The following is a 13512-nucleotide window of genomic DNA, read 5'->3' as shown; positions in this document are numbered from 1 at the left end:
ATATTTCGTATATTTTTTATCTGTTATGGATATTATAATTCCAAAATAAAATCATTTTTTTGATAAACTTTATCTATTTCCCCACTTTTCAAATTTCTACAGTTATGGTATTATTTGTCCGGAAAATAAAAGATTTCCAGAGAGGAGCAACGATTATGAAAATTTTGTTTTATGACACTAAGAGCTACGATAGAGAATTTTTTGAGAAGCTGCTTCCGTCCTATCCAGGTATTGAGATTAAATTCATTGAAGCAAATATCCATGAGGAAACTGCAGCTCTTGCCCACGGCTACGACGCTATCTGTGCATTTGTAAATGCAGATCTTGGCGCACCGGTCATCGAAGAACTTCACCGCCAGGGTGTAAAACTGATCCTAATGCGCTGTGCAGGATACAACAACGTTGATCTGGAAACTGCTGCCAGATGCGAAATCCAGGTGGCACGTGTTCCAGGTTATTCTCCGGAAGCAGTTGCCGAACACGCCATGGCACTTGCCCTTACCGCCAACCGCCACACCCATAAAGCATATATCAAATGCCGTGAAAACAACTTTGCACTGAACGGTCTCATGGGCGTAAACTTTTATCAGAAAACTGCCGGCATCATCGGTACCGGAAAAATCGGCCAGGCAATGGCAAAAATCTGCCGTGGCTTCGGTATGAAAGTAATCGCTTATGATCTTTTCCCAAATAAAAATCTTGACTTTCTGGAATATGTTTCACTGGACGAACTTCTTACCACCAGCGATCTGATCAGTCTGCACTGCCCGATGACTCCGGAAACAGAGCATCTGATCAACTCCGAAACCATCGCCAAAATGAAAGATGGCGTGATCCTTGTAAATACTTCCAGAGGTGGACTGATCAAAACGGACGACCTGATCGCAGGTATCCGTGATCATAAATTCTTTGCCGTTGGTCTGGATGTTTATGAAGAAGAATCCGCCTATGTATATGAAGATATGTCAAGCAGCATTCTTCCTACTTCCACGATCCAGCGTCTTCTGTCCTTCCCGAATGTTACAATGACTTCCCATCAGGGATTTTTCACAGTAGAAGCACTGACAAATATTGCTGAAACAACCCTGGAAAATGCAAAAGCGTTTATGGATGGGGATGAAATGAAAAATCTGGTTCACTGATTTCCAGAACCTTTATAGAAAAAATGTCCCGGACCATTGCACTTAACGATGATCCGGGACATTTTTGTCAACTCTTAAATGTACACCTGTATTTCCTAATAAATTTCCTCAAAAGATTTTCCATCATCTTCTGTATAATATACACGCTTTCCATCCTGTGTATAGATTAATTTCTGTTTTCCCTCAGGATCCAGACTGCACTGCTGGTAAGTAACACCTTCTTCTACCGGAAGCATACTATCTGCATTCTCATAATTCTCGGGAGTTAAATTCGACGGCGCATGGCCATACTCATAAATATACTGGGCAACATCATTTTTGTCCGTATACGTTCCTTTTTCATCCATTTTGTTTTCTGCAGCGTGATCTGTACTTTCTGTGCTGTCTTTCTCTGAAGAATCCTGCGCCTGCTCCATCTCCTCTTCATCCATCGCAGTCATTTCATCATCACTGTCCTCATCCATGGCTTTTAATTCATCGTCTGTCAACGGCTCCATATCATTCTCAAAAGCAGCTTCATCATACGTCTGCTTCTCCTTACAGCCACCCAGCATCAGAATCGCAGCACCAGTCAGTGCCAAAAGAAATAATTTAAACTTTCTCATGAATCAATCTCCTTTCATGGCATATCGTTCTCTCAAAAGTGTAATTTCTCTTTTCCATCCCTCATCATCATTTGGCGTCTCCAGTATAAAAGGAACTCCCTTAAGTGCCGGATGACACACCACCTCTACAAGCGCATCCAGACCGATTTCTCCTTCGCCGATCTTTGCGTGACGGTCTTTATGACTTCCCAGTCCATTCATGCTGTCATTAAGATGAACCGCTTTCAGTCTGGTAAGTCCGATCACCTGGTCAAATTCTGTCAGTACTCCATCCAGATCATGTACAATGTCATAGCCTCCATCCCAGATGTGACAGGTATCCAGGCAGACCCCCAGTTTGTCTTTTCTCTCCACGCGGTCAATGATCTCTTTCAGTTCCTGAAACGTTGATCCCACTTCTGATCCCTTGCCGGACATAGTTTCCAGAAGAACTGTGGTACTTTGTTCTTCTGTAAGAACATCATTGAGAATTTCTGCAATTTTTGCAATTCCAGCTTCTATTCCCTGCCCTACATGGCTTCCGGGATGAAAATTATAATAATTCCCCGGTGTATACCCCATGCGTTTCAGATCATCTGCCATAATCTCTCTGGCAAAATCCCTCAGATTTTCTTTTGCCGCACAGGCATTCATTGTATATGGCGCATGAGCTACGATCTTACCGAAATGATGCTCTCTGGCAAGTTCCAGAAACTTTTCCACATCTGCCGGATCAATCTCTTTCGCCTTACCGCCTCTTGGATTTCTGGTAAAAAATGCGAACGTATTTCCTCCGTTTTTTACCATCTGACGTCCCATGGCTGCATAGCCTTTGGATGAACTTGTATGATTTCCGATATATAATACCATTTTTTTCTGATCTCCCTGTATTTTTTATTTACAGCAGCTTAAAGCCACAATTGTGTTGCCTTGTCCATTATAGCAAAAACTCTTTTTTCTGCAAAGTCCGGTATTCATTCTTTACATTACTTCCAATTCTTCCTATAATAAATGTATCTTTACATATGAAGGAGAAAAAGTATGGCAAATGATAATCGAAAGCCGCCGCACAGACATGATCCGGAACTGGCACGAAAAGAAGCACTCCAGGCCAGACAGACACATACACATCGTTCCGGTCAGAAAGAAAGCGGCCATCGCCAAACCACTTCGCGGGTAAACAAACGTCCGTCCACACACAGTTCTGCCACATCCCGCAGAAAAAACATCAAAAAAAATTCCAGATATCAGCAGGTACGACGTCAGAAAATGATGCTTGCGGGAGGAGGATTTCTGATCTTGCTTCTTGTAATTATCTTCTCTGCCCGCTCCTGTATTTCTTCCAGAAAAGCCGCCGAAGCTGCTGCCATCCAAAAAGCACAGGAAGCCGCCCAGGCGAAAAAATCCGAAGAAACCGCAAAAGCAGCTCAGAAAGATCCTGTTTCACTGACCATCAGTGTTGTAGGCGACTGCACCCTTGGTACAGACGAAACCTTTGATTATGACACAAGTCTGAACGCCTATTATGACAGCAACGGAAAAGATTACTTTTTCCAGAATGTAAAAAGTATTTTTTCAGCTGATGATCTGACCATCGCCAATTTTGAGGGAACACTTACGGATTCGGATACCCGTGAAGATAAAACATTTGCATTTAAAGCACCTGCCGAATATGCACAGATCCTAACCAGTGGTTCCATAGAAGCCGTAAATACTGCCAACAATCACAGTCATGATTACGGAGAGCAGAGTTACACGGACACACTGACTGCTCTGGATAACGCAGGGATCATCCATTTTGGCTATGATGATACTGCAGTTATGGACATCAAGGGCGTTAAAGTCGGACTTGTGGGAATTTATGAACTGAAAGACCATCTTGGCCGTGAACAACAGCTGAAAGATAATATTGCCAAAGTCAAAGCAGACGGAGCAGAGCTTGTTATTGTAATCTTCCACTGGGGCAATGAGAGCGAAACCGTTCCGGATACCAATCAGATGACTCTCGGACGTCTGGCCATTGATGAAGGTGCGGACCTGGTATGCGGGCATCATCCACATGTACTTCAGGGAATTGAAACTTACAAGGGCAAAAATATCGTTTACAGTCTTGGAAATTTCTGCTTTGGCGGAAACAGCTCGCCAAGCGATATGGATACCATGATTTTTCAGCAGACCTTTACCATCACCTCCGACGGTGTACAGGCAGATAATGTAACAAATATCATTCCCTGCTCCATTTCTTCTGCAGACGGTTATAACAACTATCAGCCAACCCCTGCTACCGGCGATGAAGCCACCAGAATCAAATCCAAGATTGATGAACGCAGCGCAGCGATTCCAACAGCAGATTCTACAGCCAAATCCTCTGGCGATACAGGCAGTTCTGATACTGTTTCTGCAGATGACGCATCCGGAATCACTGATACTTCCGATGAATCTGAATCGGATACAGACTCTGATTTTTCAGATGAATCGGATGGTTCGGATTACGATACTTCAGAAGATTATGATACCTCGGACGAAGAAGATTACAGTTCCGATGAAGAGGCAGATTTTTCAGATAACAGCGATGAATAGATAAAATAAAATCCTGACAGATATTGCATGATCCATGCAAAAATCTGTCAGGATTTTTATATGAAAGATAATTGTAATCTTGTTACTCGATCATCATGGCATCACCAAAACTGAAGAAACGGTATCTCTCCTTCACCGCCTCCTCATAGGCAGCCATAATATGCTCTTTTCCTGCAAGGGCAGAAACCAGCATCAGCAGCGTGGACTCCGGAAGATGGAAATTGGTGATCAGTCCATCGATTGCTTTGAATTTATAGCCTGGATAGATAAAGATCTCTGTCCATCCGCTTCCGGCTTTTACGATTCCGTCTTCTCCTGTTGCAGACTCCAGGGTACGGCAGCTGGTAGTTCCCACGGAAATCACTCTTCCACCGTTTTTCTTTGTATCATTGATCAGTTTTGCCTGATCTTCTTCCACAATGTAAAATTCCGAATGCATATGATGTTTCTCCACATCATCCACTTTTACCGGTCGGAACGTTCCAAGGCCTACATGTAAAGTTACATGGGCAATATTCACACCCATTTCTTTTACCTTCTCAAGAAGTTCCGGTGTGAAATGCAGTCCTGCAGTCGGTGCGGCAGCAGATCCTTCATTTTTGGCATACACGGTCTGATAACGGTTTTTGTCTTTCAGCTTGTGGGTAATATATGGCGGCAGCGGCATTTCTCCCAGCTGATCCAGAATTTCCTCAAAAATTCCCTCATAATGGAACTGGATCAGGCGGTTTCCCTCATCTACAATATCGATGATCTCACCTTTTAAAATGCCATCGCCAAAAGTAATTTTGGCACCCGGACGTGCCTTTTTGCCGGGCTTTACAAGACACTCCCAGATATCATTCTCACGGCGTTTCAGAAGCAGGATCTCGATCAGTGCTCCTGTCTCCTCCTTATGTCCGTAAAGACGTGCCGGAATAACTTTGGTGTCATTGATCACAAGGCAGTCTCCCTTATGCAGGTAATCCAGTATATCGGTAAAATGACGATGCTCGATACTTCCGTCTTTCAGGGACAGATGCATCAGTCTGGAAGAACTTCTGTCCTCCAGCGGGTCCTGAGCAATCAGTTCCTGCGGCAGGTCATAATAAAAATCTGATGTTTTCATAATTATTTTTCCACTTCCTCTTTCCATTGTTTGCGAAGCCTGCGGACCTCATTCCACTCTTTGTTTGTAAGATCGGCCTTTGGCAGCAGATCCGGTCTCCATTTGGCAGTACGGATAATAGACTGCTCTCTTCTCCATTTATCCACATTTGCATGATGTCCGGAAAGCAGCACCTCCGGCACTTTTTTTCCATGCCATTCTTCCGGTCGGCTGTACTGGGGATATTCCAGAAGATTTCCGGAAAAAGATTCCGTCTCTCCGGATTCCTGATTATTCAGAACTCCTGGTACCATTCTGGAAATGGAATCCATCATAACCATAGCCGGAAGTTCCCCACCAGTAAGTACATAATCACCGATAGAAACATAATCCGTCACAATTTCTTCCAGAACACGCTCATCAATTCCCTCATAATGACCGCAGAGAAAAACCAGGTCTTCTTCCAGTGCGAACTCTTTCGACATATTCTGGTTGAAAGTTTTTCCCTGAGGAGTAAGAAAGATCACACGTGGTTTTCTTCCGATGCGCTCTACAATGGATTCATAGGACAGATATACCGGTTCTGCCTGCATCAGCATTCCGGCACCGCCGCCATATGGATAATCATCTACCTTCTGGTGCTTGTTGAAGGCAAAATCCCGGATATTGATCGCTTCCAGTGATAACAGTCCCTTTGTAATCGCACGACCTGTAATACTTGTGTTCATTCCGTTCTCGATCATTTCCGGAAACAGTGTAAGTACATGATAATTCATTTAAACAAGCCCTTTCATCAAATGCACAGTCATGGTATTTTTTTCCACGTCTACATCAAGAACACAGTCATGGATCGCCGGAAGCAGAACTTCCTCTCCATCCACACGATCTACGATATAAACATCATTGGCACCGGTCTCCATAACATCGCGGAGTACTCCGAATTTCTCCCCATTCTCCAGAAGTACATCCATTCCGATCAGATCTGCCACATAATATTCATCCTCGCCAAGCTCCTGTGCTTCCTCACGCGGAATCCAGAGATCACGGCCTTTATACATTTCAATATCATTGATATTATCAACGCCTTCAAACTTCAGGATCGCAAGATTCTTAAAGAATTTTACATTCTGAATATTCAGTCTGCGAAGTTCTTTTCCTGTATCCAGAAGCACATATTCAATATCAAGAAAACGCTCTGCATCATCCGTTGTTGGAAAAACCTTTACTTCACCACGGACACCATGCGTTGTTGTGATAACTCCTACTTTTAATAAATCTTCCATTTTTGCTCCCTTTCAGAGTAAAAACAGGAGCCATGGAATCCACAGCTCCTGTCTCATTTTTCATTGCAGAATATCTACAATCACTTTTTTGCTGCTTTTTGAAGAAGCCGCTTTCACAACAGTACGGATTGCCTTGGCAATTCTTCCCTGTCTTCCAATGACCTTACCCATATCGGCCGGTCCGACTTTCAGTTCAACAACAATCGCGTCGTCTTTCTCAGTCTCAGTAACGACTACCTCATCCGGATTTTCAACAAGAGATTTTGCAATTACTTCTACAAGTTGTTTCATTACATACCTCCTTGCTCTGCCCTTACGGGGCCCACAGATCTTAAATCTGTCAGGTATTATTTCTCGATTCCGGCAAGTTTAAGAAGCTTAGCAACTACTTCTGTAGGCTGAGCACCAGCTGCAAGCCATTTCTTAGCTGCCTCTTCGTCGATTTTGTATACGCTTGGGTCAAGGTTCGGATCATATGTTCCGATCTCTGCGATACATCTTCCGTCACGTTTGCAGCGGGAATCTGCTACTACGATTCTATAGAAAGGTGCTTTCTTCTGTCCCATTCTTCTTAATCTGATCTTAACTGCCATTTTTGTTTTCCTCCAATTATCTTTCTAAAAATTTATTGTTGTTTATTAAAAGGGAAGCTTAAAGCCGCCTCTTTTTCCCATATTCATCTTGCCGCCTGTTAAGCCCGGCATCTGTTTCATCATCTTCTTGCTCTGCTCAAACTGCTTCACAAGACGGTTTACTTCTGTGACATCCACGCCTGCACCTCTGGCGATGCGGTTCTTACGGGATATGTTCAGAATGTTCGGATTGCTTCTCTCCTGAGGTGTCATGGAAAGGATGATGGACTTGGTACGATCCATAGCTTTCTCATCGATCATGCCCTCGATATCTTTCATCTTGCCGCCCATTCCAGGAAGCATGTTCAGGATACTGGAAATACCACCCATTTTGTTCATTTGCTCCATGCTGGTAAGATAGTCATTAAAGTCGAAGTCCATTTTCTTCAGCTTCTTCTGCATCTCCTGGGCCTGTTCCTGATCCACAGATGCTTCCACCTTCTCGATCAGGCTCATCACATCGCCCATACCAAGGATTCTGGAAGCCATACGTTCCGGATAAAACTGTTCCAGGTCCGAAAGCTTCTCTCCCATACCAACATAGAAGATCGGTTTGCCGGTTACGGCTTTAATGGAAAGTGCAGCTCCACCTCGTGTATCACCGTCCATCTTGGTCAGGATCACGCCGTCAATGCCGACTTTATCAGAAAAGTTCTGCGCTACATTTACCGCATCCTGTCCTGTCATGGCATCAACTACAAGCACTGTGGCATCCACATTCACATTCGCTTTGATATTCTCAAGCTCCTGCATCATATCCTCATCAATGTGAAGACGTCCTGCGGTATCGATCAGCACAACATTCTGCTGATTGGATTTCGCATGCTCGATAGCTGCTTTTGCAATATCCACGGGATTCTGCTTATCTCCCATGGAAAAGACCTCAACGCCCTGCTTCTCACCATTTACCTGCAGCTGTGTGATCGCTGCGGGACGGTAAACATCACAGGCCACAAGCAGTGGTCTCTTTCCCTTGGATTTCAGTTTGCCTGCCAGCTTGGCAACCGTTGTTGTCTTACCTGCACCCTGGAGGCCGACCATCATAAGAACGGTAAGATCCATTCCCGGTTTGATCGGAAGTTCTGTTGTCTCACTTCCCATCAGATTGACCAGCTCGTCATTTACGATCTTGATCACCATCTGTCCCGGATTCAGACCATTCATAACATCCTGTCCGATAGCCTTTTCCTGAACAGATTTCGTAAACTGCTTAACGACCTTAAAGTTAACATCCGCTTCCAGAAGTGCCATCTTAACTTCTTTCAGCGCAACCTTGACATCAGCCTCTGTAAGACGGCCTTTGCCTTTCAGCTTTTTAAATACATTCTGCAGTTTATCTGTTAAACTCTCAAATGCCATTGATCATAACTCCTCTAATATCACATTGGAAATCGCCGCAATATCTTCGGCGTGGTACTTGTCAGCCAGTTCATGGATCTTCATAACCTGACTGCGGATGTTCAGGAATTTCTCGACCAGATGGAGTTTCTCTTCGTATTCCTCCAACGTCCGATTGCACCGTCTGATCATATCATGTACACCCTGTCTGCTGATGCCAAGTTCCTCAGCAACTTCACTTAAGGAATAATCCTCAAATACCACACTGGTGTACACCTGCCGCTGCCTCTCTGTCAGAAGCTCTCCATAAAAATCAAATAAAAAAGTCTGCTCTACAAATTTCTCCATCTGTAATCACCTTGGCTATCATACACGATTCCGGCATGCCTGTCAAGGGTTTTTGCTTTACAAATTTATTTTTTCCAAAATTTCACAGAAAAAAGGCCGGGAAAGCGCTTTTCTGCTGAGTTTTGCAGGCTTTTCCGACCTTTATTTATTTTATTTTCTTCCTATTATATAGTTATATAGGCCAATCTGAATTCGATCAAAACATTTCTTTCGTCATTTTATCGATTTCCTGATCTACTGCCTCATAAACACCTGGGATGCAGGAAAAATTCAGGCCATGAGTGGTACATGGAATAAAATGAAGTTTACCACAGTCTCTGCAAAGCTGATCGGTTGCTTCTTCAATCATTTCCTGATTCCAGTCAAAACGATCTACTTTACCATTATCGATACCGCCCATAAATGTGATATCTTTTCCATATTCTTTTATCAGTTTTGGAAGATCATTGACTGACATACATCCCTGCCATACATCAATTCCCATCTCGATCATTGTTGGAACCAGTGTTGCACTGTAACTGTCATTATGATGAATGATCAGTTCTACCCCGTGATCATGGTAATAGCCATAAATACGTTTGTAGGAATCCATAAAGAATTCACGGAACATGTCCACACTGATAAATGTAGATTTCTGTGTTCCCCAGTCATCATGATGGAATACAACATCCGGTTTCATATAGGTACAGATCTGCTCTGCCCATTTCAGTTCCCACTCTGTAATATATTCGATCAGTTCATGCATGGCTTCCGGTTCTTCGTAAAAATTCATCATAGTATTCTGAATTTCACAGAGATAATGGCACATCTCAAAAACTCCCGGTGCGATCAGTGTGGCAACCATTGTTTCATTCCTATCAATTCCGGCAATGGTCTCCTGGCATGCTTTCCAGTCTTCTGCTGTGTAATTGATATCCGGTGCTTTTACATATTTTTTCCATTCTGTGATATCCGGGCATACCAGATGTTCGGGATCATGAAGTGGAAACGCTCCTGGCGTTCCTGCCGGCCAGGAATTATAATATCCCCAGCCACATTTTACTGTTGGTGCACCAGGTCCTTCCGGCATCATCGGATACTGCTGCTGATAGGGAGTATTCAGAACAAAGGTCAGTCCCTCATACTGTTTTACAAAACGATCCGGATTTCCTCCACGGATTACTTCCATCATATTCTGTCTTTTTGTTAACATAAAAACACCTCCGCTACGTTATTATGCAGGAAAGCCTTTTTTCCGCACTTGTTTTGCTACACCCCAATATAAAAGGCTTATTTCTGCACTTGTTTTTTCTTTATGATTCTATTATACTGAAAATCAGAAGAATCACAATTCCACATAATATGGTGATTATTCTTATTTTTTCCTATAAAATATAGGAAGGAGGATTTTCTTTGAAACTCAGCGCAAAACTTATCTGCTATCATTTGCAGAAATCATTTCCTATGGATACCTCCAGGCTGGATACAGAGCCCACATTGCTATGTCCTGCCTGTTACGAAAAAAACACACCGCTTCAGGAAGGACGTGTTTATCTTATTACAGATCCTGATTTTCAACCGACTTTTCATCATCCCAAAAATATCCTGTTCCTGATGATCGGAAAAACTTACCGGAATTACGAATTAACTCAGCCAAACATGTGCGTCATTCCTGAAGATTTTCCTGCCAATACCATTTTTAACAAACTTCAGGAAATTTTTATCCTTTATGACCGGTGGAATCAGTCTCTGATGGATTCCCGTCTTCGGAACGCTTCTATTCAGGAACTTCTGGATCTTACCGCTTCCATTATTCCCAACCCAATGATGCTGATCGGTATGGATTTTACTATCATTGCCTCCAGAGGCTGGGATCTGGGCGATCTTTCCAATTCCGTTCTGGGTTCCAACGAAAATTCCTGGGCTGTTGTTGACAGTCTGAAACAGGATCCCCATTATGAGGAAGCTTTTTATAAAACCGGATACTTTTATTATCCCGGAAATGGCCTTACGGTTCCTTCTCTCTGCGTAAACATTTCCAATAATGATAAGGCTGTATACCGACTGATGTTTTCCGGAGGCGAAGTTCCTCTGGATGATACATTTGGTTTTATCCTGGAGTACCTTTCCCAGATGATATCTCATGCCCTTTCCACCGGTATCATGCACAACCGGGATAAAGCGTTTCCTTTGCACCAGATTTTTGTATCTATCCTGACTGATCCAGGAGCTGATTACGTAAAAGTCAGCCAGCAGCTGACAAATGTAGGATGGCTTTCTTCCCATATGTATCAATGCATCCTGATCCAGACCGGACTGATCGACCAGAAAAATCTGACCCTCAATGCCATCTGCAATTATCTGGAAAATACGATCCCGGCCAGTTGTGCTACCGAATACAAAGGCAATGCTGTGCTTTTTATCAATCTGGACCTATGTACCATGACTGTCCATGAAATTTCTGATAAGATCGAGGGTTTTATCAAAAACAGCATGTTAAGTGCCGGATACAGCCGGAAGATGCTTGGACATTTTAATTTCCACCGGCAATACACACAAGCTTCTGTCTCTTTACAGGTTGGCAAACGCAAAAATCCTGCAGAAAGTATCCACTATTTTAACTCCATCGCTCTGCCCTATATCCTGGAACAGGCTACCAGAAAACTTCCAGCTTACATGATCTGCCACGAAAAGCTTCTGTCACTGAAATACAAAGATGAGGCAAAACAATCTCATCTCTATGACACACTGCGTTGTTTTCTGGAACACAACCAGAACATTGCCCATACTGCCAGCGCTTTATTTATCCACAGAACCACTCTTCTTTACCGTCTGGATAAGATCAAAGCATTTCTGGATTCGGATCTCACAGACAGAGATGAAATCCTGTATCTGCTGCTTTCTTTTCATTTGATGGATATGGAAGAAGAAAATCAGAACACAAACGCATAAAAAAACGGGAAATCTCATGCATACCATAATATGCTTCCTGATTTCCCGTTTTTTCTATGTAAAGCGGATATTCTCTTTTATAATTCTTCCTTTTCTGCTTCGTTCAGAATTGAAGTACAGTGTGGGCATCTTGTAGCCTCGATGTCGATCTCACTTCTGCAGAACGGACATACCTTTGTAGTTGGTACAGGCTCTTCCTCTTTTTTTACTCCGATGGAAGTGATCTTGTTAACTGCCTTCAGAAGACAGAACAGGATAAATGCCATGATCACAAAATTGATCACTGAGGAGACAAAGGATGAAGCAAATCCGGATACATCCTTCAGTGTATACGTTGCTCCTCCTGTAAGCACATTCAGGATCGGATTGATAAAGTTATCGGTCAGTGATGTTACGATACCAGAGAAAGCACCTCCGATAATCACACCAATAGCCATGTCCATGACATTGCCTCGCAATGCAAAGGCTTTGAATTCCTCCAGAAACTTTTTCATTTGTGATTCCTCCCTCTTTTTTCGAAAATCCTATGACACTTTGGTTCCGTTTTGGATTTTCCGCTGTTTTTCAGAAAAATTATAACACCGGCATTTCTTAATTTTCCATAGATATTCCAGACAAAATCTCACATCTTATAAAAGAATACGTTCTTCCTGTCCAGCACAGATTTTTTAATGTTTCCCCAATTGCCAGAATGCCACTGCACTGGCTGCCGCCACATTCAATGAATCTACACCATGGGCCATGGGAATGCATACCGTATAATCACAGTCCGCAATGGTCTCTGAAGCAAGTCCATCTCCTTCTGTCCCAAGAACAATTGCCAGTTTTTCTTCCGTCATTAAATGAGGATCATCAATATCAAAAGAATCCTCTTTCAGAGCCATGGCTGCTGTTTTAAATCCCATTGTTTTCAGAGACCGGATTCCTTCCGTCTTCCACTCTGTCTTTTCATCAAAAAATGTCCATGGGATCTGAAATACGGTTCCCATGCTGACACGGATCGCACGGCGGTATAAAGGATTGCTGCATCCCGGAGTTAACAACACCGCATCCATACCAAGAGCTGCCGCAGAACGAAAGATCGCACCGATATTGGTAGGATTTACCACGTTTTCCAGAACCGCGATCCTGCAGGCATTTTTGCAGATCTCATCAACCCCCGGAAGTGCCGGCCGGTGCATGGCACAGAGCATTCCTCTTGTCAGCTTAAAACCGGTCAGCTGTGTCAGAACATCAAATTCTGCTGTATAAACCGAAATGTCTCCACATCGCCGGATCAGCTCCTTTGCTTCTCCCTCAATATGTTTATGTTCCACCAGAAAAGAAATCGGCTTACATCCGGAATCCAACGCCCGCTCAATAACTTTCGGGCTCTCCGCGATAAAGATTCCCTTCTCAGGCTCTGCCCGGTTCAAAAGCTGTATCTCGGAGATCCTGGCATATACATCCAGCTCCGGTGCGTTAAAATCTGTGATTTCTATGATATTTGACATGATTGTTTTCTCCTGTTCTGTCTTCCTGTTTCTATCTGTTTATTGTAGCAGAATATCTTTACAAAAGAAAGCCAGGTGTTATTTAACCCCACCT

Annotated in this window: 15 protein-coding genes; 3 read left to right on the top strand and 12 right to left on the bottom strand. The window is 43.2% G+C overall.

Annotated elements, in window-relative coordinates; genetic code table 11:
• Positions 1-155: 155 nt before the first annotated feature.
• A complete protein-coding gene (locus GPK81_RS09105) occupies positions 156-1142 on the top strand; it encodes a 2-hydroxyacid dehydrogenase (RefSeq protein WP_215706918.1) in 987 nt (328 codons plus the stop codon).
• Between the two features lie 95 nt (positions 1143-1237).
• Here GPK81_RS09105 and GPK81_RS09100 read toward each other — a convergent pair whose 3' ends face one another.
• Positions 1238-1747, bottom strand: a complete 510-nt coding sequence (locus GPK81_RS09100; RefSeq protein WP_021978090.1) for a ribonuclease domain-containing protein — start codon at positions 1745-1747, stop codon at positions 1238-1240.
• Positions 1748-1750: 3 nt separating this feature from the next.
• A complete protein-coding gene (locus GPK81_RS09095; RefSeq protein ID WP_215706917.1) occupies positions 1751-2596 on the bottom strand; it encodes a deoxyribonuclease IV in 846 nt (281 codons plus the stop codon).
• Positions 2597-2767: 171 nt separating this feature from the next.
• Here GPK81_RS09095 and GPK81_RS09090 point away from each other — a divergent pair, with 171 nt between their 5' ends.
• The gene (locus GPK81_RS09090; protein WP_215706916.1) at positions 2768-4306 is read left to right on the top strand and encodes a CapA family protein; all 1539 of its coding nucleotides are present in this window, start codon (positions 2768-2770) and stop codon (positions 4304-4306) included.
• A gap of 82 nt (positions 4307-4388) precedes the next feature.
• Here the strand turns inward: GPK81_RS09090 and queA are convergent, their stop codons facing one another.
• The 8 genes from queA to GPK81_RS09050 form a co-directional block, all read right to left on the bottom strand.
• Entirely contained in the window at positions 4389-5414 is a 1026-nt protein-coding gene (gene queA / locus GPK81_RS09085; RefSeq protein ID WP_021978093.1) for a tRNA preQ1(34) S-adenosylmethionine ribosyltransferase-isomerase QueA, read from the bottom strand.
• 2 nt (positions 5415-5416) lie between these two features.
• Positions 5417-6169, bottom strand: coding sequence for a tRNA (guanosine(37)-N1)-methyltransferase TrmD (trmD, locus tag GPK81_RS09080; RefSeq protein WP_215706915.1), 753 nt, complete (start codon positions 6167-6169; stop codon positions 5417-5419).
• On the bottom strand, positions 6170-6676 hold the full coding sequence (gene rimM / locus GPK81_RS09075; RefSeq protein WP_021978095.1) for a ribosome maturation factor RimM: 507 nt from the start codon (positions 6674-6676) through the stop codon (positions 6170-6172).
• Between the two features lie 60 nt (positions 6677-6736).
• On the bottom strand, positions 6737-6967 hold the full coding sequence (locus GPK81_RS09070; RefSeq protein ID WP_015525219.1) for a KH domain-containing protein: 231 nt from the start codon (positions 6965-6967) through the stop codon (positions 6737-6739).
• 56 nt (positions 6968-7023) lie between these two features.
• The gene (rpsP, locus tag GPK81_RS09065) at positions 7024-7269 is read right to left on the bottom strand and encodes a 30S ribosomal protein S16 (RefSeq protein WP_015525220.1); all 246 of its coding nucleotides are present in this window, start codon (positions 7267-7269) and stop codon (positions 7024-7026) included.
• A 45-nt stretch (positions 7270-7314) separates the two neighbouring features.
• Positions 7315-8667, bottom strand: coding sequence for a signal recognition particle protein (gene ffh, locus GPK81_RS09060; protein ID WP_021978096.1), 1353 nt, complete (start codon positions 8665-8667; stop codon positions 7315-7317).
• A 3-nt stretch (positions 8668-8670) separates the two neighbouring features.
• Positions 8671-8994 carry a YlxM family DNA-binding protein gene (gene ylxM, locus GPK81_RS09055; protein ID WP_021978097.1) on the bottom strand — a complete coding sequence of 108 codons (324 nt, stop codon included), beginning with the start codon at positions 8992-8994 and terminating at the stop codon, positions 8671-8673.
• A 196-nt stretch (positions 8995-9190) separates the two neighbouring features.
• Entirely contained in the window at positions 9191-10186 is a 996-nt protein-coding gene (locus GPK81_RS09050; RefSeq protein WP_021978098.1) for a uroporphyrinogen decarboxylase family protein, read from the bottom strand.
• Between the two features lie 200 nt (positions 10187-10386).
• On the opposite strand from GPK81_RS09050, the gene GPK81_RS09045 reads away from it, so the two are divergent.
• On the top strand, positions 10387-11925 hold the full coding sequence (locus GPK81_RS09045; protein WP_173761589.1) for a PucR family transcriptional regulator: 1539 nt from the start codon (positions 10387-10389) through the stop codon (positions 11923-11925).
• Between the two features lie 77 nt (positions 11926-12002).
• Here the strand turns inward: GPK81_RS09045 and mscL are convergent, their stop codons facing one another.
• Both mscL and GPK81_RS09035 read right to left on the bottom strand, forming a co-directional pair.
• Complete coding sequence (mscL, locus tag GPK81_RS09040) at positions 12003-12419, bottom strand: large conductance mechanosensitive channel protein MscL (RefSeq protein WP_215706914.1); 417 nt, start codon at positions 12417-12419, stop codon at positions 12003-12005.
• A gap of 174 nt (positions 12420-12593) precedes the next feature.
• Positions 12594-13418 (bottom strand): TrmH family RNA methyltransferase, encoded by an 825-nt coding sequence (locus GPK81_RS09035; protein ID WP_215706913.1) that lies wholly within the window; start codon positions 13416-13418, stop codon positions 12594-12596.
• Positions 13419-13512 lie beyond the last annotated feature (94 nt).

The organism is Blautia sp. MCC283, from assembly GCF_018785565.1.
Classification (GTDB): Bacteria; Bacillota; Clostridia; order Lachnospirales; family Lachnospiraceae; genus Blautia_A.
This window is presented reverse-complemented; position numbering and strand designations above follow the sequence as displayed.

Excerpts from the sequence above, each read along its gene's own strand:
- rimM (WP_021978095.1), bottom strand. The coding sequence starts at position 6,676 with ATGGAAGATTTATTAAAAGTAGGAGTTATCACAACAACGCATGGTGTC.
- rpsP (WP_015525220.1), bottom strand. The coding sequence starts at position 7,269 with ATGGCAGTTAAGATCAGATTAAGAAGAATGGGACAGAAGAAAGCACCT.
- trmD (WP_215706915.1), bottom strand. The coding sequence starts at position 6,169 with ATGAATTATCATGTACTTACACTGTTTCCGGAAATGATCGAGAACGGA.
- GPK81_RS09070 (WP_015525219.1), bottom strand. The coding sequence starts at position 6,967 with ATGAAACAACTTGTAGAAGTAATTGCAAAATCTCTTGTTGAAAATCCG.
- GPK81_RS09090 (WP_215706916.1), top strand. The coding sequence starts at position 2,768 with ATGGCAAATGATAATCGAAAGCCGCCGCACAGACATGATCCGGAACTG.
- GPK81_RS09095 (WP_215706917.1), bottom strand. The coding sequence starts at position 2,596 with ATGGTATTATATATCGGAAATCATACAAGTTCATCCAAAGGCTATGCA.
- queA (WP_021978093.1), bottom strand. The coding sequence starts at position 5,414 with ATGAAAACATCAGATTTTTATTATGACCTGCCGCAGGAACTGATTGCT.
- GPK81_RS09105 (WP_215706918.1), top strand. The coding sequence starts at position 156 with ATGAAAATTTTGTTTTATGACACTAAGAGCTACGATAGAGAATTTTTT.
- GPK81_RS09100 (WP_021978090.1), bottom strand. The coding sequence starts at position 1,747 with ATGAGAAAGTTTAAATTATTTCTTTTGGCACTGACTGGTGCTGCGATT.
- ylxM (WP_021978097.1), bottom strand. The coding sequence starts at position 8,994 with ATGGAGAAATTTGTAGAGCAGACTTTTTTATTTGATTTTTATGGAGAG.
- GPK81_RS09035 (WP_215706913.1), bottom strand. The coding sequence starts at position 13,418 with ATGTCAAATATCATAGAAATCACAGATTTTAACGCACCGGAGCTGGAT.
- mscL (WP_215706914.1), bottom strand. The coding sequence starts at position 12,419 with ATGAAAAAGTTTCTGGAGGAATTCAAAGCCTTTGCATTGCGAGGCAAT.
- GPK81_RS09050 (WP_021978098.1), bottom strand. The coding sequence starts at position 10,186 with ATGTTAACAAAAAGACAGAATATGATGGAAGTAATCCGTGGAGGAAAT.
- ffh (WP_021978096.1), bottom strand. The coding sequence starts at position 8,667 with ATGGCATTTGAGAGTTTAACAGATAAACTGCAGAATGTATTTAAAAAG.